This is a genomic window from Deinococcus aetherius (assembly GCF_025997855.1).
Taxonomy (GTDB): Bacteria; Deinococcota; Deinococci; order Deinococcales; family Deinococcaceae; genus Deinococcus; species Deinococcus aetherius.
This window is the reverse complement of record NZ_AP026560.1, coordinates 3079665-3105580: the sequence shown is the minus strand read 5'-3', so window position 1 is coordinate 3105580 and position 25916 is coordinate 3079665. Positions and strand designations below refer to the sequence as shown.

Below are 25916 nucleotides of genomic sequence, written 5' to 3'. Positions count from 1 at the left end.
TTCCTTTTTGTTTGTCCTACAGGTTCTCCTTGAAGAACGCCACACTCCGGTCCAGCGCCAGCCGCGGGTTCCGGCTGAGGTTGTGGTTGTCCCCCTCGTAGCGGTACGCCTCGACCGACTGCCTGGCGGCGCGCAGGTCGCGGGCGAGGTTCTGCTGGAAGGAATAGGGCACCTCCTCGTCGGCGGTGCCGTGGTGGAGCTGGATCGGCCGCCCGTTCAGGTCCTCCAGGTAGGCGTTGGGGCTCAGCGCCCGCAGATAACGCTGCTGGAGGGGGTCGAGGGTGGGCCGCTCTGCCCCGGGCGCCCGGTTCCAGTCGGTCGCCAGCACGTCGTAGCTCGCCACTACGCCCGCCCAGAGGGACGCGGCGCGCAGGTCGCGGTCCACCAGCATCGCGCGCAGGGAGAGCTGCCCGCCCATCGAGTGCCCCCACAGGCCCAGCCGCCCCGCGTTCACCCGGCGGTCCCGCTTGAGGCTAGCGGCGGCGTTGAGCACGTCCACCGTGTAGCCGGGGTCGTCGTACCCCCCGGGCGCCACGCCCTCCGAGTCGCCGTGCCCCCGGTAGTCGCTCTTGAGGGTGACGAAGCCCGAGCGCGCGAAGGCGTCCTGGTAGGCGACGTACCGCTCGGTCGTCCGGTACTCGTCCGGCGGGATGTACCCGTGGTTGAACACGATGGCGGGCCAGCCTCCGGCGGGCGGCGTGCCGCGCGGGACGGTGATCAGGGCACGGATGGTCAGCCCGTCCGACTCGTAGCTCACGATCTGCCGCGAGTAACTCATCCCCGGCTTCAGGTTCCGCAGGACGGTGAGGGCACTTCCCGGGTACTCCCGTGCCCGCAGCGCCTGGATGCTGACGGGCTCCCGCGCGACGAGGGCCCGCAACGCAGCGTCCGTTCCCTCGCCGAGAGGAGGGACGGAGGACGGAGCCGGGTCCGGTGAAGGGGTCGTCCGAGTCTCCTGCACCTGTGTTGTCCACAGCCCCTCGAAGGGCAGCCTCTCCTGCTGGCTCACCGCGATATATACCGCCCCCGCCGCGAGGGCGAGCAGGGCGAGGGTGAGGAGGCGTTTCACGGGAAACGGGCCGTCCTCACAGCCGCCCCCTCAAAGCCGCTCCTTGAAGAACGCCACCGACCGCGCGAGCGCCGTGTACAGGTTGCGGGTCAGGTCGTGGTTGTCGCCCGGGTAGACGTAGCTCTGCACGGGCTTGCCGACGCTCCTGAGCTGGCCGACCAGCGAGGTGTGGAAGGCCACGGGCACGTCCTCGTCCGTCGTGCCGATGTGGAGCTGGAGGGGGCCGCTCAGGTCGCGCAGGTAGGAGTTGGCGCTGAGGGTGTTCCAGAACGCCGGGTTGGCCTTCGGCGTGCCGTACTTCGCCACGGCCTTCTCGCGCAGTTCGAGCACGCGGCGCGGGATGGAGGCGGGCACCGGGCTGTTCCACTCGTTCATGATCTGGTCGTAGTCGCCCACCACCCCGGCCCAGATCACTCCCGCCTTGATGCTGCGGTCGATGACCATCGCGCGCAGGGTGAGAAAGCCGCCCATCGAGTGCCCCCACATGCCGATGCGCCCCGGGTTGACGCGGGGGTCCTTTTTCAGGCTGGCGAGCGCGTTCATCACGTCGGTCGTGTAGCCGGGCGAGTAGTACCCTCCCAGCGCCTCCCCCTGGCTGCTGCCGTGCCCCCGGTAGTCGCTCTTGAGGGTCACGAATCCGGCGCGGGCGAAGGCGTCCTGGTAGGCCACGTACCGCTCGGTCGTCCGGTACACGTTGGGCGGGATGTAGCCGTGGTTGAACACGACGGCGGGCCACCCTCCGGCGGGCGGCGTGCCGTTGGGAACGGTGAGGAGCGCGTTGATCCGCAGCCCGTCCGAGAGGTAGCTCACCACGTACCGCTTGTAGTTGCTTCCCGCCCGCAGCGCCTGCCGAACGGTGAGGGCGCTGCCTGGGTACGCCTTCTGCCGGGCGGCGGGAATGCTCATCTGGGCGGCGTCCACCCTCGCCAGCGCCGCCGCCGACTGGGCGTGCGCGGTGGGGGCGGCCAGGGCAAGCAGGGGCGGCAACAGGACAAGGGCTCGCTTCATGGGAGGCAGCCTAAGCGGCGCGGGTGAGCGTGACGGGATGACCCGCCACCAAGGAGCGCAGAGCGAACGTTCAGGGCCTCCTCAAGCGTCTGTCATGGGCTCACAGCCGCGCGTCCAGCCCGTCACTCTCCAGCGCCAGCACGCCCAGGACGCACTCGTGGACCCGCCCCACGCCCGCTCCCTCGACGAGACGGTGCAGTGCCTCCAGCCCGAGGTGGAACTCGCGCAGGGCCCGGCTCCGCTTGGCGGCCAGCGAGCGGGAGCGCAACCGCCCCAGGTTCTCCGGTCGGGTGTACTCCGGCCCGTAGATGATCCGCAGGTATTCCCGCCCCCGCACTTTCATGGCGGGTTGCAGGCCGCGCTTTTCCGGGTTCAGGAAGGCGAGCGGCTTGACGACCATGCCCTCGCCGCCATTCTCGGTGAGGGACAGCCACCAGTCGGTCGCCTCCCGCTCGCTCGCCTCATCCCCTATGGTGACGAGGCGGTGGGCGGTGCGTCCGAAGAGGTTGGGATCGGCGTCCGCGAGCCTTCCCAGCGTCCCCAGGTGCCAGAGATGGTCGCTGTCCATGTGGACAGTCCCCTCCGAGGCGAGGAGGTGGAAGGGCCTGACCTGCACGTCCCCCGGCCCCTCGACCCGGCGGACGTAGGCGCGGTAGGCGTCCCGGTAGGCGAGGAGGTCGCCCGCTCGCTCGCGGGTGCGCTCCAGAAGTTCACCGACTTCGAGGCCACGCGCCCGCGCCTCCTCCAACGCCCTCACGGCGGCGGGCAGGGCCGCGTTCCCCGCCGCGCCGACCGCCGCGTACTGGTTCCGGATCAATTCCTCCGCCTTCAGGCTCCACGGCAGAATCTCGGCGTCGAGGACCAGCCAGCCCGTGTTCAGCTCCTCCCACAGCCCGGCGCGGGTGACGGCGGCGCGGGCGCGGCTCAGCACGTCCGCCTCCGAGCCGTCCCCGAAGAAGGGGCGCCCGGTGCGGGTGTAAATGCGGCCCGTGCCCTCCCCGCCGAAGCGTCGCCGGGCCGCCTCCTCATCCCTCGCCAGCACGAGGACGGCGCGGCTGCCCATGTGCTTCTCCTCACACACGACCCGTTCCACGCCCTGCGAGCGGAAGTAGGCGAACGCCTCCGCCGGATGTTCCAGGTAACCCTCCCGCGCACTCGTCTCCACCGGGCTCATCGTGGGCGGGAGGTAGGGGCACCACGCCGGGTCCACCCCGAAGCGCCCGAAGGTCTCGACCGCCGCCGCCCGCTCGCCCTCCCGCAGGGCGATGCCGCCGAAGGTGCGCGTCTCGATCCTGGCCTTGCCCGTCAGCGCGGCGAGGTCGGGCACCCCGTCCGTTCCCGGCGTCTCCGGTGCGGCGAGGGGACGCGCGGGCACGGCGTACTGGGCGTGGGCGGCGACACTGACGGTCTCCATCTCCGGGTAACGCAGGGCAGTCAGCGAGCCGCCGAACGCACAGCCGGTGTCGATGTTGAGGGTCCGGTTGACCCACCTCGGCTGGAGGGCGGGGGTGTGACCGTACACCACATACGCCGACCCCCGGTACTCCTGCGCCCAGTCGCGCCGCACGGGGAGGCCGAGTTCGTCCGTGCTCCCGTCCACGTCGCCGTAGAGGGCAAACGAGCGCACCCGCCCCGACGCCCGGCCCTGGTAGCGCTCGGGCAACCCCGCGTGCGCGACGACCACCCGCCCGCCGTCGAGGACGAGGTGGCTCACCAGCCCGTCGAGGAAAGTCCGCACCCGCGCCCGGAACTCCGGCCCGGCGGCGTCCAACTGGGCCAGCGTCACGTCCAGCCCGTGCTGCGCCTTGACCGCCTTGCCGCCCAGGGCCCGCCCCAGCTTGTCGTCGTGGTTGCCGGGGACGCACAGAGCCGCACCGGACTCGACCATCCCCATCACCAGCCGCAGCACGCCCGCGCTGTCGGGGCCCCGGTCCACGAGGTCGCCCACGAAGACGGCGGTGCGGCCCGGGGGAGGGGTGACCGTCTCGCCGTCCAGCCGGTAGCCCAGCCGCTCCAGCAGTTCCCGCAACTCGGGCAGGCAGCCGTGTACGTCGCCGATGAAATCGAAGGGCCCGGTCAGCTCCTTGCGGTTGGTGTAGAGGGGGACGCGGGTAACGGTCGCCGCCCCCACCTCCTCCTCCGAGTGCAGCACCCAGACGTGCCGGAAGCCCTCCTTCTGGAGGCCGCGCAGGGTGCGCCGCAACTCCGAGACCTGCCGACCGATCACCGAGGCGGGAAAGTCCCGATCCGTCCGCGCCGCGTGCCGCGCCTCCAGCACCGCCCTCGGCAGGTCGAGCACGATGGCGACGGGCAGCACGTCGTGGGCACGGGCGAGGTCCACCAGACGGCGGCGGTCCTCCGGGCGCACGCTCGTCGCGTCCACCACGGTCAGGCGCCCGCGTGCCAGCCGCTTCCCTCCCACGAAGAACAGGCTGTCGAAGGCGTCCCCCGTCGCCTCCAGGCTGCTTTCGTCGTCGCTGACGAGGGCCCGGAAGAAGTCGCTGCTCAGCACCTCGCTTGCCTGGAAGTGCCGCGCCGCGAAGGACGACTTGCCGGAGGAGGAGGCGCCGACGAGGGCGACGAGGGAGAGTTCGGGCAGGGCGATGTGCATGGGGCGAGACCTCAAGGGCCGATGCTCGCACACCGGGAGGGGGCAGGCATGGGCAGATTGGCGGAGTGCGCCCCTACACTGGCCCTATGAACCGCACGGACCGCCTGCTCGCGCTGGTGCTGGAGCTGCGGGGGCGCGAGTGGGTGCGGGCGGAGGAGCTGGCCCGCACCTTCGAGGTCAGCGTGCGGACAGTCTACCGGGACGTGCTGGCCCTGAACGAGGCGGGCGTTCCCGTGGTGAGCGTGCCGGGGCGGGGCTACAGGTTGATGGACGGTTACTTCCTGCCCCCGCTGCACTTCACCCCGCAGGAGGCCGTCATGCTCACCCTGGGCGTGGGTGCGGTCCAGAAGGCTTTCGACGCCGAATATGCGAGTGCGGCCGAAAGTGCGGCGAAGAAGCTGCTGGCCGTTCTGCCGGAGGAGCGGCGGGCGGACGTGGAGCGGGTGCGCGGGCATCTGCGGGTCATTCCCGGGGGTGGGGGGCGTGTCGACGAGACCCTGCGCCTCCTGCGCGGCGCGGTACTCGATAACCGGACGGTCACCTTCGCCTACCACAAGCCCCACGCCCCGCCGCAACTCAGGCAGGTCGACCCCCTGGGCCTCGTCCACCTGCACGGCGTCTGGCTGCTCGTGGCCTTCGATCCCGGGAGGGGCGCCCAGCGGGCCTTTCGACTGGACCGGATGGAGGAGGTGCGGGTCACGACGCGGACGTTCACCCGGGACCCGGCCTGGCGAATCGAGTACCGGCCGGAGCGCGAGGAGCGGAACGTGACGGTCCGGCTCCTTTTCCCGGTGGAACGGGAGCGGACGGTGCGGGAGCGCCCCAACCTCTTCCAGACGGGGAGCCGCTGTACCGCGCAGGGCGTGGAGGTCACGTTGCGGGTGCGGGACACCGGGGTGATCCTGAGCTGGGTGCTGTCCTGGGGCGGAGACGTGACGGTGCTGGAACCCGGGGAACTGCGCGAACAGGTGCGGGCCGAGGCCAGGAGAATGCTCGGCAGCTCCTGACATGGGGGTGTCACGGCCCCGCCGCAGAGTGGAGCCATGAAAACGATCCTCGCTTTCGTGACGCTGCACACGCCCGACTACCCCGCCACCCGCGCCTACTTCACCGACGTGCTGGGCTTCGAGGTCACCGAGGAACGGCCCGGGGCCAACGCCTTCGTGTCGGCGAGTGGCGCGGGGCTGGCGATTCGCGCGGATCGGGAAGCGGCTCCACCTCTCGGCACGGGCGTCAGCATTTCCTTCATCGTGCCGAACCTGGACACCTACCACGCCGGGCTCGTGGAGCGGGGGGCGGACATCGTGGAGCCGCCGCACGACATGCCGTTTGGCCGCACCTTCACCGTGCGGACGCCTGACGGTCACCGCCTCGGGTTCTATGAGGCCTGACCCTCCGACGGTCGGAAAAGCTCCTGACATAGGGGTGTCATGGGCACCCGGCAGGCTGGAGGCAGGAGGATTTGAAATGAAAGCGAATCTGGATTTCCTGGCCCTGCACACCCGTGACCTAGCCGCCGCCCGCGCTTACTACACCCGCACACTGGGCTTCGAGGTCGCGCAGGAGCGGCCCGGCGCAGTGGTGTTCGCCCACGGGGGCGGGGCCGAGTTCGCGGTGCGGGAGCCGCTTCCCGGGGTTGACGGTACGCAGCCCTTCGGCGTGGGCGTCAGCGTCTGGCTCGGCGTTCCCGACGCGGAGGCGTACCACGGGCAGGTTGTGGCAGCGGGGGCCAGAGTCGTGCAACCTCCGCAAGACGGCCCTTTTGGCCGTATGTTCACGCTAGTCACGCCGGACGGGCACGCGCTGACCTTTCACCAGACGGAATAGGGCGGTAGGGCCGAACCCGGCGAGCGGTCGTGGGAGTGGGGGTCAACATGGGCAGCCATCACGCCGAAGGGTTGAGGCGCACCCTCACCACCCAGTCGCCGACGGCACGGGTCACGTCCCCGGGTACGGCGTCGGGAAGGCGTGTGATCTGCCGCGCCTCCTCCAGTTCCCGCACGAGGCGCAGGTGGTCGGCCTGGTACATAGCGGGCGGGTTCGGGCAGCGGCTCGCCCTCCCGCCCCTCGCGCTTGAGGGCCATCAGGTCGGCCAGGAAGGGGAGGCAGGCCCCGGCGTTCAGCACCTCCAGGTTCGCCTCCACCTCCCCGGTTCGCAGCAGGTGAAGTCTGGTCAGCACCGTGCGGAAGGCGTACAGGAGCGGCTTGACTCGGGGCACCTCCTCCCCCTCCAACATCTCCCACTGGTTGTGGGTGAAGCCGAGGTAGTGGTGCGCGTGGTGCCGGGTCACGCACCGCCGGGCGAGGGCAGCGAGTTCCCCGTGTGCGGGCGTGGTGTGGACGACGAGCGGCGAGAGCAGTTGTTCCAGCACGTACCCGTTGCGACTCAGGAGCAGCCGGGCGAACTTCCAGGCGTCGTGGGTCACGAGGTCGAGTTCGACGCTGCCGTCGTCGCGCTCCAGGTTGTGCGTCTCCTCGGGCGTGTCCGACCCCAGCACCGAACGCAGCGGCAGGACGTGGACGCCCCGCAGGTCCCAGTCACTGTCGGGGCTCGGGAAGCCGTAGAGGTGCGCGCCGCTCACCGTGGCGAAGGCGAGGAGGTGGGTGTGGACGGCCTCCGTGAGTTGGGGGAAAGGTCAGAATCGGCATCACCAGTCCAGCGCCGCCCGCCGCGCCCGCAGCAGCCACGCCTCCACCCGGGCGTAGTCGGGGCGTTCGGGCAGGGTCGTCCCCGCGTAGGCCCGGTCGAAGTCGGCGTGGAGCGACAGCCGCCAGCGTTCGACCTCGGCCCAGGGCGCCTCCCCGCGTTTGACGGCGAGCAAGGTTTCCCGGTGCTCCCCAACGTGGACCTGCACCTCGCCCCGTTCCAGAACCGCGATGCCGCTGAGCAGCAGCCGTAGCAGGTGCATGGCGTGTTTCCAGCGCACCTCGCCGTGTTGCCGCAGGTCGGCCTCCAGCCGCCCAAACTGTCCCATCACGTAGCCGTTGTAGGTCTGGTAGACCAGACGGCTCAGGAACGCCTCCCGGACGCTCAGCAATTCGGCGGCGAGGGGCGTCACCGTCTGCACCAGGGGGCTGTGCAGCACCTCCAGCACGTTCGGGTTGGCCTTGAGGGCGAGGAGGACAAACTTGCCCGTCTCCCAGTACACCTCCTCGCCGAATTCGAGCTGTTCGGGCACGCCCGCCAGGCTCCAGTGGTCGCGCGCCGGGGGGAGGTAGAAGCCGCGCAGGTCGGTGTCGCTCGCCGCAGTTTCCAGCCCGAAGGCCCGGCTGCCCACCACACAGCGGAGCTGGACGAAGGGGGTGAAGTCCCGCTCCGCCCCCGGTAGGGCGTTCTTCTCGTGCCGCCGCACGGTCAGCCCGCCCCGGCTCAACGTCGCCTCCGTGCCGTCGGGGAAGCGGACACGGTAGGCGTGCCCCGGGTCGGGGGGTGAGCGGACGATCACGGCCACGGCGCCTGCCGGGTGCCCGGCCACGGGGAGGCGGATGACGACGCTCGTGCCGACGGGGAGGACGGGTGGGAGGGTCACGGGCGCTCCCACCCGAACACCGCCATCTGTGTCACCGGGCCGAACGAGGGATGCACCTCGCCCACGTCCTCGAACCGCACCGCGTAGCCGTGTTCGCGCGCCGCTCCCTCCGCCCACGCCCGGAACTCGGCGCGCGTCCACTCGAAGCGGTGGTCGGCGTGCCGGAAGCCCACGTCCTCCCCACCGTGCTTCTCGGCAAAAACCGCGTTGTACTCCCGGTTGGGCGTCGTCACGACCACCGTGCCCGGGCGCGCGTCGCCGAGGAGGTTGGCGGTCAGGGCACTCAGTCGGTGCGGTTCGAGGTGTTCGATCACCTCCACGAGGGCGGCGGCGTCGAAGCCGCGCAGCCGGGCATCGCGGTAGGTCAGGTTGCCGTGGAGGAGGCGGACGCGCCCGGCGAGTTCGGGGCGCTCCCGCAGGTGCAGGTTCTCGGCGGCGATCTCCAGCGCCCGGGCGCTCACGTCGAGGCCGACGAGTTCCCGGAACTGCGGTGCGGCGAGGAGACGGCGCAGCAGCTTGCCCTCCCCGCACCCCAGGTCGAGGACGCGGGCGGCGCCGCTGGCCCTCAGCGCCTCGGCCACTCGGTCCAGGCGCTCGTCGTGGAGGCGGGGGCGGGCCTCGCGCACAGGCTCCTCGTCCTCCACCACGTCGGGGGTGAAGGTCGCCTCCGCCTGTCGCACGAGTTCCCGGAAGCGCAGGAAGCGCCGGGTCACCAGCTCGCGCTCCGGGTGCGTGTCCAGCCACCCCGCCCCGTGCCGCAGCAGCTTCTCGACCTCCGCGTCATCAAGGTAGTAGTGCTTGCGGCCGTCGAGCACGGGCAGCAGAACGTACAGGTGCGCGAGGAGATCTCGCAGCCGCACCGTCCCGCTCAGCCGCAGCCGGATATAGGGCCGTTCTCCCCACTCGGGGAAGAGGGGGTCGAGGGGGATGGGCCCGGCCTCCACCTCGTACCCCAGCGGTCCGAAGAGGCGCGCGGGCAGGTCGGCGGGCCCGCGTGCGGCCACGCAGGGCAGCTCGGCCGCCAAGCTCAATGGCATGTCCGCCAGTTCCTGCCGCTCCCTGCTCCGCCCCGTCATCGCCGTGCCGAAGGCGTCGCGCAGGGCGACCGCGAGGAAGCTGCCCCCCGCGTAGGGTCGGTCGTTCACGTACGGTTCGAGCGGGGCACCCTCCCCGGCGCGCGTGTGGCGTGACAGGGCGACCGGATCGACCTCCAGCAGCAGGGCCGCCGTGCAGCGTCCCGGGGTCGCCTCCGGGTAGAAGACGGTGGACTGTCCGAATGGCAGATCACGCTCCAGCACGCGGCCCGGGTGCTTGTGCAGGAGGAAGCCGAGGTCGGTCGCCGGGGGAGCCCCGGGACCAGGGCGGGTGACGGTAAGGGTGAGGAGCATCGTGGGGGGCAGGCTAGCGCGCCCGTCTTCACGGGGTCGTCCGTCATGTGGCGGAGCGGTGGGGGCGGGCACACGGGCTCACGGGGCCCCTTAGAATCGTCCCTGATGCTGTGGACCCGGCCCCTGATCATGCTGCGGCTGCTCGCGCTGCTGGTCGCCTCGGAACTCGTGCGCACCGGCTTTTTCGTGTCGGCGCTCCCCGTGGCGGGGCCGGGGCTGGGGCTCGGGGCGGCGGTGATCGGGCTGATGGTGGGCGGGCACTACCTCGCCGACGCGCTTGCCAAGGGACCCCTCGGGCTCGTCACGGAGCGGTGGGGGCTGGGCCGCGTGCTGGGGCTGGGCGCGGCGCTGGGGCTGGCGGCGGTGCTGGGGGCCCGGTTTGCCCCGTCGCCCGTGTGGGGGGTGCTGGGGTGCGCGGTGTGGGGCCTCGCCTACGCCGCCCTGTGGCCGGGGGTGATGAGCACGTCGCAATCCCTCGCGCGGCCCGGACGCACGGCGCGGGCCCTGGCGGTCTCCAGCCTCAGCGTCGCCCCGGCCATCCTGGGGGGCGTGCTGGGGGTGGGGCCGCTGATGCAGGCACGCCCGGAGACGGCGTGGACGCTGCTCGTGGGGGCCCAGGTCGCGGCGCTCGTCCTCGCCCTGAGCCTGTGGGGGTTGCGCCTGCCGCGCACCGGGGGGAGTGGCCTGGGTCCCCTGAGCGTGTGGCGCGGCTGGTCGCGCGTCGCGGTGCTGCTCCCCGCCGCCTTCGCGCAGACGCTCGCGCCGGGGCTGCTCGTCACCGTGTTCTATCCCCTCCTCGCCCGGCTGGGGTTGAGGCTGGGCGACCTGATCGGGCCGGGGGCGCTCGCGCTCGCCGTGTTCGGGCTGGCCCTGTGGGGGGCGGGCCGGGTCGCCGACCGGGCCCACCCCCGCCGCGCCCTCGCGCCCGGTCTGCTCCTCCTCGCGCTGACCTTCGGGGCGGCGGCCCCCCCGGGAGTCGAGGACCGGCTGTGGCTTCTGGCCCCCCTCCTCGGGGTCGGGTACGGGGCCTTTGTCGTGGGGTGGAACGGGCTCGTCGGCCGGGTGCTGCCGGAGAGCCACCGCGCCGCCGCCTGGGGCACGGTCATGGCGGTCGAGGCGCTGGGGTACGCGGTCGGGCCGGTGCTCGGTGGGGCCCTCTGGGCGAGCTTCGGTCCGGCGGGGGTCTTCACGCTGGGCGCCGCCGTGTTTCTCCTCGCCGAGGGCTACTACCTCCTGCCGGGCCGCCTCGTCACGCGCTCCCTGCCCCAGGGGGAGACCTCGTGACCGTCCTCGTCACCCACCTGCGGATGGAGGACCCCGCCCAGTTGCGCCCCGCCGCGACCTTTCCCGGGCTCACCCTGCGCGAGGTGCGCGATCCCGCCGTCAACGCCACCCTGTACGCCGAGGTCGGCGGCCCCTACGCCTGGCACGACCGCCGGGGCTGGACGCGGGAGGAGTGGGCCGGGTACGCCCTCGCCCCGACCACCCGCACCCTGCTCGGCACGCTGGGAGAGGAGACGGTCGGGTACGGCGAACTCGTGCGACTGCCGGAGGGAGACGTGGAGCTGCGCCTCTTCGGCCTGCGCCCTTCCTTCGTGGGACAGGGGCTGGGCGGCGCCCTCCTCACGCTCGTCACGTGGGAGGCGTGGCAGTGGGGGGCGCGGCGGGTCGTGCTGAGCACCTGCACCCTCGACCACCCCCGGGCGCTGCCCGCCTACCTGGCGCGGGGCTTCACCGCCCTGCGGACCGAGGCGCACGCCCACTGACTACCAGCCCTCGGGCTCGATCAGGAGCGGTTCCTCGCTCTCGAAGGCCTCGGCGTAGCGCACCCGGGCGAGGGTGCCCCAGTACATCAGGCGGGCGCGGCGGCGCTCCACGACCTCCGGGGTGACCGTCTCGGAGACGTGGCCCCCCGCGAACTGGCTCGCGTGCGCGCGGATGGCGGCCTCCCAGTCGGTCATGACGGCCCCCACGTCCACGAGCACGTTCGCCGCGATGTCCCCGTTTCCCTGGTACAGCAGCACCCGGGAGACGCGGTGCGGCTCGCCCCCCAGGTCGGCCTTGCGCAGCGCGGCGAGGTGCAGCGCCCGCCGGGCGAGGTGATAGCTGCCGGAATGGTCCGGGTGACGGTCCTTGTGGTGCGGCACGACGAGCACGCGGGGGCGCCCCTCGCGCAGCACGCGGGCGAGGGCGTGGGCGCCCCCCGGCGTGTCCGTGAGTTCCCCGTCCGGCAGACCGAGCTGGCCCCGCCAGGCCAGCCCCAGAATCCGCGCCGCCGCCACGCACTCCGCCGCGCGCTCCCCCGGTGTTCCCTGGGTGCCCCGCTCGCCGCGCGAGAGTTCGAGGACGCCGACGGGCCGCCCTGCCCGCGCCAGCCGGATCAGGGTGCCCCCCGCCCCAATCTCGGCGTCGTCGGGGTGGGGGGCCAGGCACAGCCAGTCGAGGGGCCGCGTGGTGCCGAAGGTCGTCTCCGCCGTCATGCCCCGCAGGATAGGGGTGTGCCGGGTGCGAGGCGGCAATAAAAAACCCGCCTCTCGGGCGGTGATGAACAAAGAATAGCGTGGTATGCGCGGAAAGTCAAGCTATGCACTCGGGTCCTGAGCCGGGCCGCCCTGATCTTCCAGCCTGTCCAGCAGGCCCGTGGGATAGCCGTCGACGCTCCGCAGGTTCGCGCTCCCAGTAGTCCCGCAGCCCTTCCTCGCCCCACGCCTCCGCCTGACGGGTCAGGGCCGCGCGGTCCTCCCGGAAGTCGAGGAGCGGCACGCCGAAGCCACAGGAGGTCTGCACGAGGTCCACCTGCAATTCGACGATCTGCCGGGTGCCGGGCAGGAGGGTGAAGGCCGGGGCGTGGGCCCCGAACTCGGAACTGCCCAGGGCCAGGGCGCGGCCCGTGCCGTACAGCCGCAGGATGAGCGGCGGGCCCTCGAACGCGCAGAACATCAGGGTCAGGCGGGGGGAGAGCCGCAGGTGGGCGGCCGTCTCGTTGCCGCTGCCGGTGAGGTCGAGATAGGCGACGGTCCGGTCCCCCAGCACCCGCAGGGTGTCCAGTCCCCTGGGGGAGATGTTGACCCGGCCCTCCGGCGCCGCGCTCCCCGTGAAGAAGACGTGTTGCCGGGCGATGAAATCCGCGTGTTCGGGCAGGATGCGGTCAAATTGCTTCGCCATACCCCAAGGTAAAGCGTTCATGCAGCGCCACACAAAAGAGAAGGAGGCCCCCGGGTGGGAGCCTCCGTTCACCTCGGCGGGCTTCAGACCGCGAGCACCTGGCGGCCGTTGTAGTAGCCGCAGTTCGGGCAGATGTGGTGGCTGAGCTTCCTCTGGTGGCAGTGGGGGCACTCGCCCAGGGTGGGGGGCGTCAGCGCGTGGTGGCTGCGGCGCATGTCGCGCTTGCTCTTGCTCGTCTTCTTCTTGGGAACGGGGTGCTTCGCCATGTCTTTTTTCTCCTCAGGCCGCACGGCGCCTGGATCTGGAAACCCTGGGCCGCCGGGGCTCGCTCTGCCCCCGGCGTGTGTACCGGACTCGGGCGAGACAACGGCGAAGAGTATAGCACGCCCGGGCGGCTCGGGAAGGGCACGCTAGCATGGGCGGGTGCCCGGGCTCACCCTCCCCGACGTGACCCTGCAAGAGGGCCTGTACCTCCTCGACCTGCTCGGCGTCCTCGCGTTCAGCCTGTCGGGGGCGCTGCTCGGCGTGCGTAAGAGATTCGACCTCTTCGGCGTGCTCGTCCTGGGCTGCGTGACCGCCGTGGGGGGCGGCGCCGTCCGCGACTCCCTGACCGGGCAGACCCTCCCGGTCTTCCTGCGCGACGAGACGTACCTCTGGTTCGCGCTGCTGGGGTCTGCCTTGAGCTTCGGCTTTGGGGAGAGGCTCGCCCGCTTCGAGCGCACGCTGAGCGTCTTCGACTCGCTGGGGCTCGCGCTCTTCGCCGCCTCCGGGGCCCTAAGCGCGATCCAGATCGGCCTCGGTCCCCTGGGGGTGGTCTTTGCGGGGATGCTCAGCGGGGTGGGGGGCGGCATCATCCGCGACCTCATCGCCAACGAGGTGCCCGAGGTGATGTACCGCCGCGACCAGCTCTACGCGACCGCCGCCGCCGGGGGCGCCCTCGTCGTCTACCTCCTCCACGGGCACCTCACCCCCTTCCAGGCGCAGGTCGGCGGGGCGCTGGCCGTCCTCCTGCTCCGCTGGGTGTCGCGCCGGGGCTGGGTGCGCCTGCCCGTGAGGCGGCTGCCGGGGGGGTAGGGAGACTTCGCCGGATTCCCCACCGTCTGCGGTGGAGGGGTCGCGTTACAAAGCGGCATGATTCAACCGGAACGGGTGCAGGTGCTCAGGCCGGGCGAGCCGGGGGGCAAGGGCTTCGTGCTGCTGTGGGTGCAGTCGAGCGTGCGGACGCGGGACAATCACGCCCTCGAATACGCGGCGGGAGAGGCGCGGCGGCTGGGCCAGCCCCTCGCCGCCGTCTTCGGCCTGAACCCCGACTACCCGGAGGCGAACGCCCGCCACTTCCAGTACCTGCTGGAGGGGCTGCGCGACCTGCGGGCGGGCCTGGCGGCGCGCGGCATTCCCCTCTCGGTCCGGGTCGGGAACACGCCGGACGAGGTGCTGAAGGCCGTCCAGGGGGCCAGTCTCGTTGTCACCGACCGGGGCTACCTCCGTATTCAGCGGCAGTGGCGCGCGGACCTCGCCGGGCGGCTGACCGTGCCCTTCATCCAGGTGGAGTCGGACGCGGTGGTGCCCGTCCGCACCGTGTCCGACAAGCAGGAGTTCGCCGCGCGAACCATCCGCCCCAGGATTCACCGCCACCTAGAACGCTTCCTCGTGCCCGTGGAGGTGCAGGACGGCGCGCAGGGCCACCCGGACTGGGACCCCGGGCTGGAGGTGGGTGACCCCGAACTGACCGTGCGCGCCCTGGGGGTGGACAACTCGGTGCCCCCCGGCGAGGAGGAGGGAGGCGAGGTGAAGGCCCTCGCGCGTCTGACGCACTTCGTCACCCGCCTGCTCCCCCGTTACGACTCGGGGCGGCGCGACCCCAACGTGGACGGGGGCAGCCGCCTGAGCGCGTACCTGCACTACGGGCACCTCTCGCCCCTGACGGCGGCCCTCGCGGCGCGGGAGCACTCGGACGGCGGCCCCGGCCTCGACGCCTTCTTAGAGGAGATGATCGTGCGGCGCGAACTCAGCTTCAACTACTGCGAGTTCAACCCCGCCTACGACCGCTACGAGGGCCTGCCCGCCTGGACCCGGGCGACGCTGGAGGAGCACGCCGCCGACCCCCGCCCCCACCTCTACACCCGGGAGCAGTTCGACGCCGCCGCCACCCACGACCGTTATTGGAACGCCGCCCACACCGAGATGGTCCGCACGGGCCGGATGCACAATGCCATGCGGATGTACTGGGGCAAGAAGATCCTGGAGTGGAGCGCCTCGCCCCGGGAGGCCTACGACAGGGCGCTGTGGCTGAACAACCGCTACGAACTCGACGGGCGCGACGCCAACTCCTACGTCAGCGTAGGCTGGGTCTTCGGCCTGCACGACCGACCGTGGGCCCGGCGCAAGGTCTTCGGCACCGTACGCTATCTCGCCGCGAGCGGCCTGAACCGCAAGTTCGACGCCGAGGCCTACGCGCGCCGCTGGGCCTGACAGGGGTCCCCTGAGCAACTTGCACATCTCACTCAAGCCCGGGTGCTATGCTGCGCCCCGAGCCGACGGTGTCCGGCTCCCCCGCCGTGGGTCAAACGGCGAACAGGGCAGCGCAAGGTCTGTTTTCCGTGGGAAGACAGAAGACGAGGTGGAGGTGAGCGACGGTTCTGCGGATGCCTCCAGGCCCCGGCACGGGCCTACCCGACCTCCCCGACTCCACTCGGACAGGGGAGGTGAAGCGCGGCGATAAGCTTCTGCGGCGACGTGGAGATAAGGCCGCGCGGTGCTACAAAATCCAACCCAGGCACCTCCCGCGTTCCTTCCCGGCGCGCGGGACAGGAGTACCCATGTGTGGAATCGTCGGTTACATCGGCAGTCGGCAGGCACAGGACGTGTTGATCTCGGGCCTCGCCAAGCTGGAATATCGCGGCTACGACAGCGCGGGCGTGGCCGTCGCGGACGGAGGGCAGATCGAGGTCAAGAAGAAGGCGGGCAAACTCGCCAACCTCAGCGGTGAACTGAGCCGCGATCCCCTCCCCGGCACCCTGGGCATCGGCCACACCCGCTGGGCCACCCACGGCCTGCCCAACGACACGAACGCGCACCCCCACGCCACCGAGGACGGCCGGATCGTCATCATCCACAACGGCATCATCGAGAACTACCTGGGGTTGAAAGAAGGCCTGATCTCACGCGGCCACACCTTCCAGAGTGAGACCGACTCCGAAGTCCTGGCCCACCTCATCGAGGAGGCGTACACGGGCGACCTGTACGAGGCGGTGCGGACGGCATTGAGTCAAGTCCGTGGAGCCTACGGCATCGTGGTGACGCACGTCGACCACCGCGAGATCGTGGCGGCGCGGACGGTCAGCCCCCTCGTCATGGGCGTCGGGGAAGGCGAGATGTTCCTGGCCTCCGACGTGCCCGCCCTGCTGCCGTACACGCGCAACATGGTCTTCCTGCACGACGGCGACATGGTGGTGCTGCACGACGACGGCTTCCGGGTAACGGACCTCGCGGGTAGGCCCGTCGAGCGCCCCATCGACCGCATCGAGTGGGACGCGGAGGCGGCGGAAAAGGGCGGATACGACACCTACATGCTCAAGGAAATCTACGAGCAGCCCACCGCCCTCACGAACACCCTGATCGGCCGCCTGCACGACGACACGGGTGAGGTGAACCTCGACGTCAAGCTCGACCCCTCCTCGTTCAAGCGCATCTCGATCATCGCCTGCGGCACCGCGTACTACGCCGGGCTGGTGGGCGAGTACCTGATCGAGCAACTCGCGCGCATCCCGGTCGAGGTGGACGTGGCCTCGGAGTACCGCTACCGCAACCCCCTCGTGAACGAGAACACCCTCGCCATCGTGGTCTCCCAGTCGGGCGAGACCATCGACACCCTCGAGGCCCTGCGCGAGGCGAAGAAGGGCGGCGCGAAGACCCTCGGGGTGATCAACGCCAAGGGATCGTCGATGACCCGCGAACTCGACGACACGCTGTATATCCACGCCGGGCCGGAGATCGGGGTGGCGAGCACCAAGGCGTACACCGCCCAGGTCAGCGCGATGCTGATGCTCGCCCTGTGGCTCGCCCGGGCACGCGGCACCCTGAGCGAGGAGCAGGCGCAAGAACTCCTCCACGCCGCCCGCGAACTCCCGCGCCTGGTGGAGGAGGCCCTGAGCCCCGAGCGGGTGGAGCGGATCAGGCAGGTGGCCGAGAAGTACGCCGGGGCCCGCGACTACCTGTTCCTGGGACGCGGGGTAAACGCCCCGACCGCCTTAGAGGGGGCCCTGAAGCTCAAGGAGATCAGCTACATCCACGCCGAAGGGTACGCGGCGGGCGAGATGAAGCACGGCCCCATCGCCCTCATCGACGAGAAGCTGCCCGTGGTGGTCATCGCTACCGAGAGCCCGCTGCTGGAGAAGACCATCTCCAACGTGCAGGAGGTCCGCGCCCGCTCCGGCAAGGTGATCGCCCTCCTCTCCGACGGCGACACGGAGAACGCCCGCCACGCCGACGACGTGCTGTACGTCCCCCGCGCCCACGAGGCGGTGAGCCCGGTGGTGAACGTGGTGGCGCTGCAACTGCTGGCCTACTTCACGGCGACGGCGCTGGGTAAGGACGTCGACAAGCCCCGCAACCTCGCCAAAAGCGTCACCGTCGAATAAGAGGCACCGGTCAGAGCGGGAACTGAAGATGGAAGGAGGAGGGAAGGCCCTTCTCCTTTCCCTTTTCCCGTGCTGGCACACTGGATCACCGAACCGGCCCAGCCGCCCTTTCCCCCAGGAGACGACCATGCAGGACCATCCCGAGAAGAACCCTTCGCCCGTGTCGGCGCTCGATCCGGAAACGCTCTCCTTCTTGCAGGACGTGCTCGACCTCGCCCGCCGGGGCGACGCCGGGGGGCTCGCGCCCCTGCTCGACCACGGGCTGCCTCCCAACCTGTGCAACGGGCGGGGCGACAGTCTGCTCATGCTCGCCAGCTACCACGGCCATCTGGACGCGGCGCGCGTGCTGCTGGAACACGGCGCCGACCCCGAGCTGCGCAACGACCAGGGGCAGACGCCTTTGCTCGGCGCGGCCTTCAGGGGCGACGTGGCGATGGCCGAACTCCTGTTGCAAGGCGGCGCCGACGTGGAGAGCGCGGGGCAGGACGGCAGGACGGCCCTGATGCTGGCCGCCATGTTCAACCGCACCGAGGTGGCCGACCTCCTCCTCGCGCACGGGGCCGACCTCCACGCGCGGGACGCCCGGGGAATGACGGCCCTGGACGCGGCGCGGTTGATGGGCGCCCCCGACACGGCGGCCCAGTTAGAGGGGCGGCTGGGGGAGTCCACGGGGAACGCTTGACGGCGGGGACCAGGGCGAAGTGTTCGCCTCACCCTGCCCCCGCCAGCACCACGTCCCGTTCCTCCCGGTAGGCGAGACCCCGGGCGGTGGCTCGCGCCTCCCAGTCCTCGCGCCGGGCCTCCTCGCCCATCCAGGTGCAGCGGGTAGCCCAGTCCTCCCAGGTGGGGGCCCAGGCCCGCACGGACACGCGCCACTCGCCGTGAACGGCCCAGCCCACCGCCGCCAGGCGTTCGGGCACCTGCGGCACGTCGAGCGTCGGCCCCACGTACAGGAAGCGGGCCCCGGGCGCGGCGACAGCGGGGAGGTGACGGATCACGCCCGCCCTGCCCACGCCGGGACACGATCAGGTCGAAGGGACCCGTCAGGGTGTCCGGCACTTCCCCGCGCCCGTCCCACAGGTGGAATTCGGCGCCCGGTGCGTTCGCCCGCGCGAGGCCGAGCAGCTCCGGCACCCGGTCGTAAGCGACCCAGCGGGCCACCCGCTCCGCGAAGCGCGCGGCGTCCGGCCCGTGTCCGCACCCGGCCTCCAGCACCCGCACGGACGGCCCCAGCCGCTCTTCGAGAAGCGCGTCGAAGGTCAGCTCGGGGTCGGGGCCGTCCAGCACGCGGTTCCAGGCGTGGTGGTAGCCGCCCAGCTCCCGGGCCAGCCGGGCGTACCATTCCCCAGAGTGCGGCTTCGCGGTCACTCACCCATTCTCCCGCCTCTTCCTGAATGTTGTCCTCACCTGCACTTCTCGCCGGGCCCCGGCAGGCATGATGGGGGCGTGACCACGCGTCCCGGCACCCGCCCCAAGGGCGAACACACCAAGCGCGAGTATTTCAGCGAGATGATCGGGCGCACCCGCTTCGTGGTCCTGATCGCCGTGATCGCCGTGCTGCTGGTGGCCTTCAGCCTGTTCCTCCAGGGCACCCTGCTCGCGCTGACCACGATCTACGAGACGTGGCGCGGCACCTTCACCGAGGGCATCGGCAGCCAGTCGGGGACGCTGGCGGTGGAGTTCCTGGAAGTGGTGAGCACCATGCTCAAGGCGGTGGTGTTCTACATCATCGGGGTGGGGCTGTATTCCCTGTTCATCCGGCCGCTCAACCTCACCTCGGCGCTGGGGGTCGAGAGCCTGTCCGACCTGGAGCAGAAGGTCGTCTCCGTCGTCATCGTGATCCTCGGGGTCACCTTCCTGGAGCACTTCATCCGCTGGGAGGACCCGCAGGAGACCCTCTACTTCGCCGGGTCGCTCGCCCTGGCGGGGGGCGCCCTGGTGTTCTTTCAGCGGGTCCACCGGGGTTCGGGCGGGGACCTCCAGCAGCCCGAGGCCAAACTGCGGGCCCGGCGCGAGCTGTTCGAGCACGACAGCGAGCAGCGCAAAATCCGCGAGACGGACGTGCGGCGGGCCGAGCGGGCGACCGAGGCCAAGACCCAGGGACAGGTGGAGGCGGAGGAGGGCGCGGAGTAGACCCGGCCCCACCGCCGTAAGGAATTTGAAGGTGACGGCCCGGTACGGTGAGCCGGATGAAGACGTTGCAAGGGCTTTTCAACCGCGAGCGCCGGGCCGCCCTCCTGATCGCGCTCGGCGCACTCGGTTCGGTGGGGGGGGCAGCGACCCTTCGGCTCGACGGGCTCCTCGCCGTCAACGACGCTCCCTCGCCGTGCCAGGGGGTGCGCGTCAAGGTTTTCGAGGGGGGCCGACTCAGGAACGAGGTCACGGTGTTGCCGGACGGTCAGGTCAACCCCATTGGGGCCGGGAGCAAGGCGGCGCCCCGGTTCCAGAAGGGCCGCGCGTACAACCTCCAGGCCACCTGCATCAGCGCGTCGGGCACCTTCCAGAACTCGGAACTGACCTTCAAGGCCGAGGGCCGCACCGTGATGGTGGTCTTCACCAAGGCGGGGTTTCAGTTCAAACGCGGCGGCATAGCGTACTGAGAATCACGCTGTCCGGTCAGGGCCGGGGATGACCGGCGGGGCGCCCTCACAGCAGTCCGAGCGCAGAGAGAACCCGTGGTGGGGGCGGTTGCAGTGGAATCGACGGGACGTGCCCTTTGTCCCGCCGACAGAACGGAGCACCGCGATCAGGGCCGACCCAGCACCCGGTAGGTCGCCTCGGCCCGCGCCTCCCCGTCCACGAGCAGCGTCAGGGTGTGGGTGCCGGGGGCAGACTCGGCGGTGAACGGCGCCCCGAACTCCCGGCCCCCGGTGGGCTGAAGCTCGGTCACCCGGCCCTGGGCGTCCCGCACCTGGAGGTGGCCCCCGGCCGCGTGTGCCACGGCGCGCAGGGTCAGGGGCTGGCCGGGCAGGGCGTTGAAGGGGGCGGCCTGGAGGGTGAAGGCGGGCAGGGCCGGGTCCACCCGCACGAGGGCGCGCTCGCTCGCGCTGCGCTCGCCCCGCCGGGCGGTGACCTGGACCTCCACGTCCGCCCCCTGGGTGGGGGGGAGGGGAACGGTGCCGCGCCAGACCCGCCCGTCCTCGCTGCGCAGCGCCGCCGGGGCGCCCAGGCCCTCCAGGGTCACGGCGTCCGCCGCAGGCTCGACCCGGACCTCGACGGGCAGGCTGGCGCCGGGGGGCAGGGCGTCGCCCGGCAGGGTCACCTCCAGGGTCAGGTCGTCGGCCGCCAGGACGCTCGCCTCGTAGACGGCCCGCAGCGTGATGTCCTGGGTGACCAGGGGCTGCCGGGCGTCCAGGGTGACCTCCAGCGGGGGCGGCGCGTGGTACAGGGCGGGGTCGGGCTGGACGGTCAGGGTGGAGGGGCCGAACCGCAGGCCGCCCAGGCGGTAGGCCCCGGTGGCGTCGGTCACGGCCTCCAGGGTCCCGCCGGGACCGGCGAGGCGCACCCGCACCCCCGCCAGGGGCCGCCCGCCCTCGTCGCCCAGGCGGCCCTGGAGGGTGCCCACCTCGCGGACGGGGACGCTCAGCATGGTCGTCTCCCGCAGGGTGACCCGGGCGGGCGGGAGGGCGGGGATCAGGTACTGAGCGGGCACGTCGTCGCCGAGCTGCACCTCGTACCCCCCGGGCGTCAGGAGCAGGCTCGCCTCCCCCCGGGTGTCGGTGGTGACGGCCTGGCCGCCCACCCGGAACCCGGAGGCCACGCCCGGCTCGCCGGGGTCGCGGGCGCCGTTCGCGTTGTCGTCGCGGAAGGCTTGCAGCCGCAGGGTGCCCGCGTTGCGCCCCCCGAAGAGCGCCACCACCGCGCCGGGGGTGCGCCAACTTCCCCCCGGGGTGAAGCTTCCCCCCACCGTGAAGCGGGTCCGGTCCGCCGAGCGTTCGGCCCGGGCCTGGAGTCGCAGGGTCGGGAGCAGTTGCCCGCTGGCCTGCGCTCCGTACACCGGCCGCCCCGCCTCACCCGGCGGGAGGCGGTAGCCCACGAGCAGGCCGGCGGACCAGAGATCGGCCGCGTACCCGACGCTGCCGCGCACCTCCTGCCCCGGGGCCGCGCCGCCCCGCTCCAGCAGGTAGTCGGCGGTCGCGGTCAGGCCGCGCTCAGGCCGGTAGGCCGCGCTGAGGGTCGCGCGCGGGGCCGCCCCGCCCTCCACGCTCCCGGCCACGCTGAAGGGCCCCCGCAGGTACCCGGCGCCCGCCCCGTACCGCAGCCCCCCGTCGTGGCCCACCACGCCGCTCAGCAGCACCTCGCCGGGTCCCCTGGGCAGCACGGCGGTGGCCTGGAGGACGCCGCTGAGGGCGCCTCCCGCCAGACTCGCCTGCCCGCTCAGGAAAAGGTCGGCGTCCCCCGCGTCCCAGCGCCGCAGCGCCGTCAGGTTCGCGCGGGGGCCGTCGCTGCCGAGGTTCGCCTGGAGCTGGACCCCGGAGTGCTCGTCGGGGTGGTAGGCGAGCGCGGCGCCGAGGTCGTAGCGCAGCACCCCGCCCACCCGGCTGAGGCTGAGGGTCGCCCCGACCCCGAAGGGTTCGAGCTGACGGGCCGCCACCCGCACGTTGAGGGCGTGGGCGTCCGTCAGGCTGTCGTAGCGGTACTCCTGGCGGGCGAGCAGGCGGCGGTCCTCGTAGTCGAGCCGTTGGCTCAACGCGTAGCCCCATTCGGCCCCGGAGCGCACCACCCCGACCTCCACCGCCGGGGTCCAGGCGCCCAGGCGGCGGGTCCACCCCACGCTCAGGGCGTCGCCGCCCGGCTCGCCGAAGAGGTGCCGGGCCGACACCGAGACCCCGTAGCGGTGGCTGACGCTCGCCCCCAGGCCGTACGTCGTGCCCCCCTCCGCCGCCTCGCGCCCCAGGCTCACCCCGAAGGTGTAGTCCCCGCGCTCGTACTGCACGCCGAGGTCCACCCCCGAGAAGGCGTCCCGGCTGCGCAGGGTCACGCCGACGTCTCCCCACTCCAGGTAGGCCAGGCCGTCCTCGCGCCGCCCGCCGTCCTCGGTGCGGCGCACGGAGTAGCTCACCCCGCCCGAGGCGTAGTCGCTGAGCTGCCCCCCCACCCCCGCGCTGAAGGTGCCTCCCCAGGTCCAGCGCGGGGTCCCGTCCCCCAGCGCGGCCGGGGTGGCGGGGGCGGGGGCGGCGAGCCCCGTCGGCAGCCCCGGAAGGGTCGGCGGGGTGTTCCCCGCGCCCGCCCCGGCCGTGGTCCCCGGGTTCAGGGACAGCTCGGGGGCCACCTCCACGTTCCAGGTCAGCCCGGGGCCGCCCGCCGCGTTCGGCGCGTCCCCGACCGCCAGCACGAGCAGGGCCTCCCGCCGCACCCGCTCGTCGAGGCCGCTGACCGCCGCGAGGGTCACGGTGTCGGCGTTGCCCCGGCTGCGCTGGGTGTAGGCGAGGCGCACCTCGGCGCTCTCCCCGGGGCCCAGCGTCAGGTGGTCGGGGGTCACCGTGGCGCTGCCCTCCACGCTCAGGCGCAGGCGGTCGCGCGCGTTGCCGACGTTCGTGACCCGCGCCCGGTAGTCCCGCCGCTCCCCCGGCCTCACCCGGTCCGCCTCCGGGAGCGTCACCACGAGGTCGGGGTGGGCGGCCACCACCACCCGGACGGGTACGGCCAGCGCCGCTTCCCCCGGGCCCGTCAGGGTGAAGGTCAGGTCGTGCGGCCCGGCGACGGCCTCCTCGGGCAGGTGCAGGGCGAGGAAGCCCCGCCCGCCCTCCAGGTCCAGCTCCTCGGTGAGCAGCACCCAGCCCTCCGGCAGGCTGGCCCGCACCCGGTAGGAGCCCGGGGGCTGCCCCGCGAGGCGCAGGGGAACGGTCAGGAACTCGCCGGGCTGGGCCTCCGCCGGGCGGGGGGCCTCGCCGCCGCCTTGCACCTGGGCCGCGTGGGCGCCGCCGCCGGGGAGGGCTCCCAGGCCCAGCAGCGCCGTGAGGAGCAGGGTGCCGACCCGGAGGTGCCGCACCTCACCGCGCCTCCACGGTCCAGGTGAGCTGCACCCCATGCTCCCCAGCGGGCTCGTCGCCCTCCAGGCGCAGGCGCAATGCGATCTCGTAGGTGGCCTGCCCGCCCGGCGGGAGGAGCGCGACCGTCTGGACACCCCCGCTGGCCTGCCAGGGTGCCCCGTTCACGCTGTACTCCACCCGGTCGGCGGGCAGGGCCGCCAGCCGCCCCGGCGCGGGGACGGCGCGGGCGCGCAGCACGAGCGCCGCCGCAGGCTGGCCCGTCACCACGGTGAGGCGCAGCGTGCCGGGGTTGCCCCGCACCGGGTAGTACGCCGGGTTGGCCCTGGAGAAGGGGCCGCTCGGGGGGTAGGCGGGTCCCCCCGGCTCCCCGGGCAGGAACGAGACGTTCAGGGTGAGGCGCTGCCCGTCGAGCAGGGCGGCGCTGTTCGCGCGGGGACCGCCGGAGGGCAGGCCGGTCTGCGCCCCCGCCCCCCCGCCCGTCAGGAGCGCGGCCCCGAGCAGCAGGAGCACCCGCGCCCGCCTGCCCTGTCTCACTTCACCACCAGCCGGGTCTGCCCGGTGAAGAACTTGCCCTTGGCGTATTGCAGGGCGACGAGCACCTGATATTGCCCCGGCCCGAGCGCGAGCCCCGCGTGCCCGCTGAAGGTGCGGCTGTAGCCGGGCAGCGCGACGCTCTCCTCGATGGGGAGCAGCGCCACGGGGCGCCCCTGCCCGTCGAGCACCTGCGCCCGCCCCGCCGCCCGGATCAGCCCGCTGCCGCTGTTCTTGACGGTGGCCCCCACGCTGATCTGCCCGTCCGCGTAGCTCGCTTCGAGGGCGTTCAGGCGGGCCTCCACGGTGGGCGTGCCGACCTGCACGTAGATGATCTGCCCCACGTCGATGGTGTAGTTCAGGGACACCGAGTTCTCGCCGGACGCCGGGGCGGCGGGCGTGTCGCTCCTGAAGAACAATACGCCCCAGTACAGGCCGGGCGCGGCGTTGGCGGGCACCTGCACCGTGTAGCGCACCTGCTGCTTCTGGCCGGGGGCGAGCTTGAACTCCTGGGGGGTGAACTGCAACCAGCGGGCCAGACTGTTCTTGCCCGTGCCCGCCGGGAGGAACTGGGCCTGCCCCTGGGGCGGCAGCACGAAGTCGCGCAGGGAGGGGCTGACGGTCATCGCCCCCTCGCTCGCGCCCCCGGGGTTGAGGACGGTCACGGCATGGTTGACCGTGCCGCCGGGCAGCGCGCTCAGCTCGACGCGCGAGACGTCCATGCTGACCCCGGTGGCGGCCCGGGCGGCGGGCGTGAGCAGCAGCGAGAGCGCCAGCAGGGCGCAGTGGGAGAGGCGGGGGGCGTGCGGCATGGGGTGTCTCCTCCAGGGGAAGCGGGGGGCGGGAGGCCGGGGCGTGCGGACACGAACGGTCAGTCTGATGTTGGGCCGGGCCGAAAAGGGGGAAGGAAAAAGGGGAGACGCTAAAGGAGGAGGGGGAACGCGGCACGCCCCGCGACGCGTTCCCGGGATTCACGCACAGGAGGCCCGCTGCGGGGAAGCGGGGCCCACCCCTGCCCGCACCCCCCGAGCCGGGGTGCGGGCGGGGGCCGGGGTCAGAACTGGCCGACGAGTTCGAACTTGACGGCCGCTTCCTTGACGCCCGCCGTCTCGTTGCCGTCGAAGACGAGGGCCTCCAGGATGTAGTCGTCGAGCCAGCCGCCCGTGGTCGTCAGGCTGGCCGAGCCGCGCGCGAAGGCGTGGTTGAAGGTCAGCCCGGGCTTGGCGCCGGTCAGCGCGTCGTAGAGCACCTCGACCTTCTTGGGGTTGGCCGCGTTGTCGCGGTTGCCGCTCTGGGCCACCCGGTCCCCTAGGATGAAGGTCGGGAAGCCCGGGGTGACGGGCTTGTTGCCGCGCCCCTGGAGCGAGACGTTGACCGTCCAGCCCTTGGAGGCGTTGGTGAACTTCTGCACGATCTTGCGGTTGAAGCAGACGATGGGACCCTTCCAGGAGACCTGGGTCATGTTCGGGCCCCGCCACTCGATGCCCGGGTAACGGTGGACCTGGAGCAGCTTCCCGGCCAGCCCGCTGCCGTACTGGGTGTCCCACTTCAGGTCGCCCGCGTAGGAGTAGCGGTTGTCGGCGCGGTCCACGCCGTCGCCGTGCCACACCGAGTTGGTGGCCCGCATCAGGCCCAGGATGTCGTAGAGGTCGTCACGGCCGGTGAGGATGTTGTGCTCGCCCGCCCGGTAGCAGTCGCAGTCGTTGCCCCGGTCGTCCAGGTTGGCGAGGTTCACGTTCCACGACGTCTCGTGCAGGTGCATCGCCACGATGGCCGGGATCGACACGGTGACGTCCTCGGTCAGGGCGGCGCTGACGTTCCCCGTGGTGGTGGCGGCCTTCTCCTCGATCTTGACCACGTCCCCGGTCGTGGTGATGGCGGTGCAGTCGCCCGCACAGGAGTTGTTGGAGGCGACCGACTGGGCACCGCCCTGGGAGGCGAGGAGCAAAGCACCGACAATCCAGAGGTATTTCATGTTCTA

Annotated in this window: 25 protein-coding genes and 1 pseudogene; 11 read left to right on the top strand and 15 right to left on the bottom strand. The window is 72.1% G+C overall.

Annotated elements, in window-relative coordinates:
• Positions 1 to 16: 16 nt before the first annotated feature.
• From DAETH_RS16110 to DAETH_RS16100, 3 genes are all read right to left on the bottom strand, one after another.
• Positions 17 to 1069 carry an alpha/beta hydrolase family protein gene (locus DAETH_RS16110; RefSeq protein WP_264775888.1) on the bottom strand — a complete coding sequence of 351 codons (1053 nt, stop codon included), beginning with the start codon at positions 1067 to 1069 and terminating at the stop codon, positions 17 to 19.
• A gap of 30 nt (positions 1070 to 1099) precedes the next feature.
• A complete protein-coding gene (locus DAETH_RS16105) occupies positions 1100 to 2077 on the bottom strand; it encodes an alpha/beta hydrolase family protein (protein ID WP_264775887.1) in 978 nt (325 codons plus the stop codon).
• Positions 2078 to 2177: 100 nt separating this feature from the next.
• Entirely contained in the window at positions 2178 to 4688 is a 2511-nt protein-coding gene (locus DAETH_RS16100) for a polynucleotide kinase-phosphatase (RefSeq protein ID WP_264775886.1), read from the bottom strand.
• Positions 4689 to 4774: 86 nt separating this feature from the next.
• On the opposite strand from DAETH_RS16100, the gene DAETH_RS16095 reads away from it, so the two are divergent.
• The 3 genes from DAETH_RS16095 (at position 4775) to DAETH_RS16085 (ending at position 6515) form a co-directional block, all read left to right on the top strand.
• On the top strand, positions 4775 to 5695 hold the full coding sequence (locus tag DAETH_RS16095; RefSeq protein WP_264775885.1) for a helix-turn-helix transcriptional regulator: 921 nt from the start codon (positions 4775 to 4777) through the stop codon (positions 5693 to 5695).
• Positions 5696 to 5731: 36 nt separating this feature from the next.
• Positions 5732 to 6079, top strand: coding sequence for a VOC family protein (locus DAETH_RS16090; protein ID WP_264775884.1), 348 nt, complete (start codon positions 5732 to 5734; stop codon positions 6077 to 6079).
• Positions 6080 to 6155: 76 nt separating this feature from the next.
• Positions 6156 to 6515: a VOC family protein gene (locus DAETH_RS16085; RefSeq protein ID WP_264775883.1), complete on the top strand. Its 360-nt coding sequence runs from the start codon at positions 6156 to 6158 to the stop codon at positions 6513 to 6515.
• Here the strand turns inward: DAETH_RS16085 and DAETH_RS16080 are convergent.
• From DAETH_RS16080 to DAETH_RS16070, 3 genes are all read right to left on the bottom strand, one after another.
• A complete protein-coding gene (locus DAETH_RS16080; protein ID WP_264775882.1) occupies positions 6500 to 7270 on the bottom strand; it encodes a nucleotidyltransferase domain-containing protein in 771 nt (256 codons plus the stop codon). The genes DAETH_RS16085 and DAETH_RS16080 overlap by 16 nt on opposite strands.
• A 66-nt stretch (positions 7271 to 7336) precedes the next feature.
• Entirely contained in the window at positions 7337 to 8218 is an 882-nt protein-coding gene (locus tag DAETH_RS16075; protein ID WP_264775881.1) for a nucleotidyltransferase domain-containing protein, read from the bottom strand.
• Complete coding sequence (locus DAETH_RS16070) at positions 8215 to 9606, bottom strand: 3' terminal RNA ribose 2'-O-methyltransferase Hen1 (protein WP_264775880.1); 1392 nt, start codon at positions 9604 to 9606, stop codon at positions 8215 to 8217. The genes DAETH_RS16075 and DAETH_RS16070 overlap by 4 nt, the downstream gene beginning before the upstream one ends.
• A 105-nt stretch (positions 9607 to 9711) precedes the next feature.
• Between DAETH_RS16070 and DAETH_RS16065 the strand changes: the two genes are divergently transcribed.
• Both DAETH_RS16065 and DAETH_RS16060 read left to right on the top strand, forming a co-directional pair.
• Positions 9712 to 10890 carry an MFS transporter gene (locus DAETH_RS16065; RefSeq protein WP_264775879.1) on the top strand — a complete coding sequence of 393 codons (1179 nt, stop codon included), beginning with the start codon at positions 9712 to 9714 and terminating at the stop codon, positions 10888 to 10890.
• Entirely contained in the window at positions 10887 to 11372 is a 486-nt protein-coding gene (locus DAETH_RS16060; RefSeq protein ID WP_264775878.1) for a GNAT family N-acetyltransferase, read from the top strand. Before DAETH_RS16065 ends, DAETH_RS16060 begins: the two co-directional genes overlap by 4 nt.
• Here the strand turns inward: DAETH_RS16060 and bshB1 are convergent, their stop codons facing one another.
• From bshB1 to rpmF, 3 genes are all read right to left on the bottom strand, one after another.
• Complete coding sequence (bshB1, locus tag DAETH_RS16055; RefSeq protein WP_264775877.1) at positions 11373 to 12086, bottom strand: bacillithiol biosynthesis deacetylase BshB1; 714 nt, start codon at positions 12084 to 12086, stop codon at positions 11373 to 11375. It lies immediately after the preceding gene.
• Between the two features lie 97 nt (positions 12087 to 12183).
• A complete protein-coding gene (locus DAETH_RS16050; RefSeq protein ID WP_264775876.1) occupies positions 12184 to 12771 on the bottom strand; it encodes a pyridoxamine 5'-phosphate oxidase family protein in 588 nt (195 codons plus the stop codon).
• Between the two features lie 83 nt (positions 12772 to 12854).
• Positions 12855 to 13037: a 50S ribosomal protein L32 gene (rpmF, locus tag DAETH_RS16045; protein WP_264775875.1), complete on the bottom strand. Its 183-nt coding sequence runs from the start codon at positions 13035 to 13037 to the stop codon at positions 12855 to 12857.
• 157 nt (positions 13038 to 13194) lie between these two features.
• Here rpmF and DAETH_RS16040 point away from each other — a divergent pair, with 157 nt between their 5' ends.
• The 4 genes from DAETH_RS16040 to DAETH_RS16025 all read left to right on the top strand — a co-directional run bounded on the left by DAETH_RS16040 (position 13195) and on the right by DAETH_RS16025 (position 18093).
• Positions 13195 to 13845 (top strand): trimeric intracellular cation channel family protein, encoded by a 651-nt coding sequence (locus tag DAETH_RS16040; RefSeq protein WP_264775874.1) that lies wholly within the window; start codon positions 13195 to 13197, stop codon positions 13843 to 13845.
• 57 nt (positions 13846 to 13902) lie between these two features.
• Positions 13903 to 15243 (top strand): deoxyribodipyrimidine photo-lyase, encoded by a 1341-nt coding sequence (locus DAETH_RS16035; RefSeq protein ID WP_264775873.1) that lies wholly within the window; start codon positions 13903 to 13905, stop codon positions 15241 to 15243.
• 347 nt (positions 15244 to 15590) lie between these two features.
• On the top strand, positions 15591 to 17411 hold the full coding sequence (gene glmS, locus DAETH_RS16030) for a glutamine--fructose-6-phosphate transaminase (isomerizing) (RefSeq protein WP_264775872.1): 1821 nt from the start codon (positions 15591 to 15593) through the stop codon (positions 17409 to 17411).
• A gap of 127 nt (positions 17412 to 17538) precedes the next feature.
• Positions 17539 to 18093 carry an ankyrin repeat domain-containing protein gene (locus DAETH_RS16025; RefSeq protein ID WP_264775871.1) on the top strand — a complete coding sequence of 185 codons (555 nt, stop codon included), beginning with the start codon at positions 17539 to 17541 and terminating at the stop codon, positions 18091 to 18093.
• 28 nt (positions 18094 to 18121) lie between these two features.
• On the opposite strand, the gene DAETH_RS16020 is transcribed toward DAETH_RS16025, so the two are convergent.
• A complete protein-coding gene (locus DAETH_RS16020) occupies positions 18122 to 18409 on the bottom strand; it encodes a hypothetical protein (RefSeq protein WP_264775870.1) in 288 nt (95 codons plus the stop codon).
• Positions 18410 to 18485: 76 nt separating this feature from the next.
• Positions 18486 to 18572 (bottom strand): annotated as a pseudogene (locus tag DAETH_RS16015) (SAM-dependent methyltransferase); the annotation flags it as partial.
• 348 nt (positions 18573 to 18920) lie between these two features.
• Between DAETH_RS16015 and DAETH_RS16010 the strand changes: the two are divergent.
• Together DAETH_RS16010 and DAETH_RS16005 are read left to right on the top strand one after the other, a co-directional pair.
• Positions 18921 to 19544: a YqhA family protein gene (locus DAETH_RS16010; RefSeq protein WP_264777454.1), complete on the top strand. Its 624-nt coding sequence runs from the start codon at positions 18921 to 18923 to the stop codon at positions 19542 to 19544.
• 56 nt (positions 19545 to 19600) lie between these two features.
• Positions 19601 to 20011 carry a hypothetical protein gene (locus DAETH_RS16005; RefSeq protein ID WP_264775869.1) on the top strand — a complete coding sequence of 137 codons (411 nt, stop codon included), beginning with the start codon at positions 19601 to 19603 and terminating at the stop codon, positions 20009 to 20011.
• A 146-nt stretch (positions 20012 to 20157) separates the two neighbouring features.
• On the opposite strand, the gene DAETH_RS24545 is transcribed toward DAETH_RS16005, so the two are convergent.
• The 4 genes from DAETH_RS24545 to DAETH_RS15980 form a co-directional block, all read right to left on the bottom strand.
• Positions 20158 to 23403, bottom strand: a complete 3246-nt coding sequence (locus DAETH_RS24545; protein WP_319993723.1) for a carboxypeptidase-like regulatory domain-containing protein — start codon at positions 23401 to 23403, stop codon at positions 20158 to 20160.
• Between the two features lies 1 nt (position 23404).
• Positions 23405 to 23938: a hypothetical protein gene (locus DAETH_RS15990; protein WP_264775868.1), complete on the bottom strand. Its 534-nt coding sequence runs from the start codon at positions 23936 to 23938 to the stop codon at positions 23405 to 23407.
• A complete protein-coding gene (locus DAETH_RS15985; RefSeq protein WP_264775867.1) occupies positions 23935 to 24747 on the bottom strand; it encodes a COG1470 family protein in 813 nt (270 codons plus the stop codon). The genes DAETH_RS15990 and DAETH_RS15985 overlap by 4 nt, the downstream gene beginning before the upstream one ends.
• Positions 24748 to 24989: 242 nt before the next feature.
• Entirely contained in the window at positions 24990 to 25910 is a 921-nt protein-coding gene (locus tag DAETH_RS15980) for a hypothetical protein (protein WP_264775866.1), read from the bottom strand.
• Positions 25911 to 25916 lie beyond the last annotated feature (6 nt).

Coding starts and splice junctions, on each gene's coding strand:
- glmS (WP_264775872.1), top strand. CDS start 15,591: ATGTGTGGAATCGTCGGTTACATCGGCAGTCGGCAGGCACAGGACGTG.
- DAETH_RS16035 (WP_264775873.1), top strand. CDS start 13,903: ATGATTCAACCGGAACGGGTGCAGGTGCTCAGGCCGGGCGAGCCGGGG.
- DAETH_RS16005 (WP_264775869.1), top strand. CDS start 19,601: ATGAAGACGTTGCAAGGGCTTTTCAACCGCGAGCGCCGGGCCGCCCTC.
- DAETH_RS15985 (WP_264775867.1), bottom strand. CDS start 24,747: ATGCCGCACGCCCCCCGCCTCTCCCACTGCGCCCTGCTGGCGCTCTCG.
- DAETH_RS16065 (WP_264775879.1), top strand. CDS start 9,712: ATGCTGTGGACCCGGCCCCTGATCATGCTGCGGCTGCTCGCGCTGCTG.
- DAETH_RS16105 (WP_264775887.1), bottom strand. CDS start 2,077: ATGAAGCGAGCCCTTGTCCTGTTGCCGCCCCTGCTTGCCCTGGCCGCC.
- rpmF (WP_264775875.1), bottom strand. CDS start 13,037: ATGGCGAAGCACCCCGTTCCCAAGAAGAAGACGAGCAAGAGCAAGCGC.
- DAETH_RS16100 (WP_264775886.1), bottom strand. CDS start 4,688: ATGCACATCGCCCTGCCCGAACTCTCCCTCGTCGCCCTCGTCGGCGCC.
- DAETH_RS16025 (WP_264775871.1), top strand. CDS start 17,539: ATGCAGGACCATCCCGAGAAGAACCCTTCGCCCGTGTCGGCGCTCGAT.
- DAETH_RS16095 (WP_264775885.1), top strand. CDS start 4,775: ATGAACCGCACGGACCGCCTGCTCGCGCTGGTGCTGGAGCTGCGGGGG.
- DAETH_RS16050 (WP_264775876.1), bottom strand. CDS start 12,771: ATGGCGAAGCAATTTGACCGCATCCTGCCCGAACACGCGGATTTCATC.
- DAETH_RS16085 (WP_264775883.1), top strand. CDS start 6,156: ATGAAAGCGAATCTGGATTTCCTGGCCCTGCACACCCGTGACCTAGCC.
- DAETH_RS15980 (WP_264775866.1), bottom strand. CDS start 25,910: ATGAAATACCTCTGGATTGTCGGTGCTTTGCTCCTCGCCTCCCAGGGC.
- DAETH_RS16010 (WP_264777454.1), top strand. CDS start 18,921: ATGATCGGGCGCACCCGCTTCGTGGTCCTGATCGCCGTGATCGCCGTG.
- bshB1 (WP_264775877.1), bottom strand. CDS start 12,086: ATGACGGCGGAGACGACCTTCGGCACCACGCGGCCCCTCGACTGGCTG.
- DAETH_RS16090 (WP_264775884.1), top strand. CDS start 5,732: ATGAAAACGATCCTCGCTTTCGTGACGCTGCACACGCCCGACTACCCC.
- DAETH_RS16070 (WP_264775880.1), bottom strand. CDS start 9,606: ATGCTCCTCACCCTTACCGTCACCCGCCCTGGTCCCGGGGCTCCCCCG.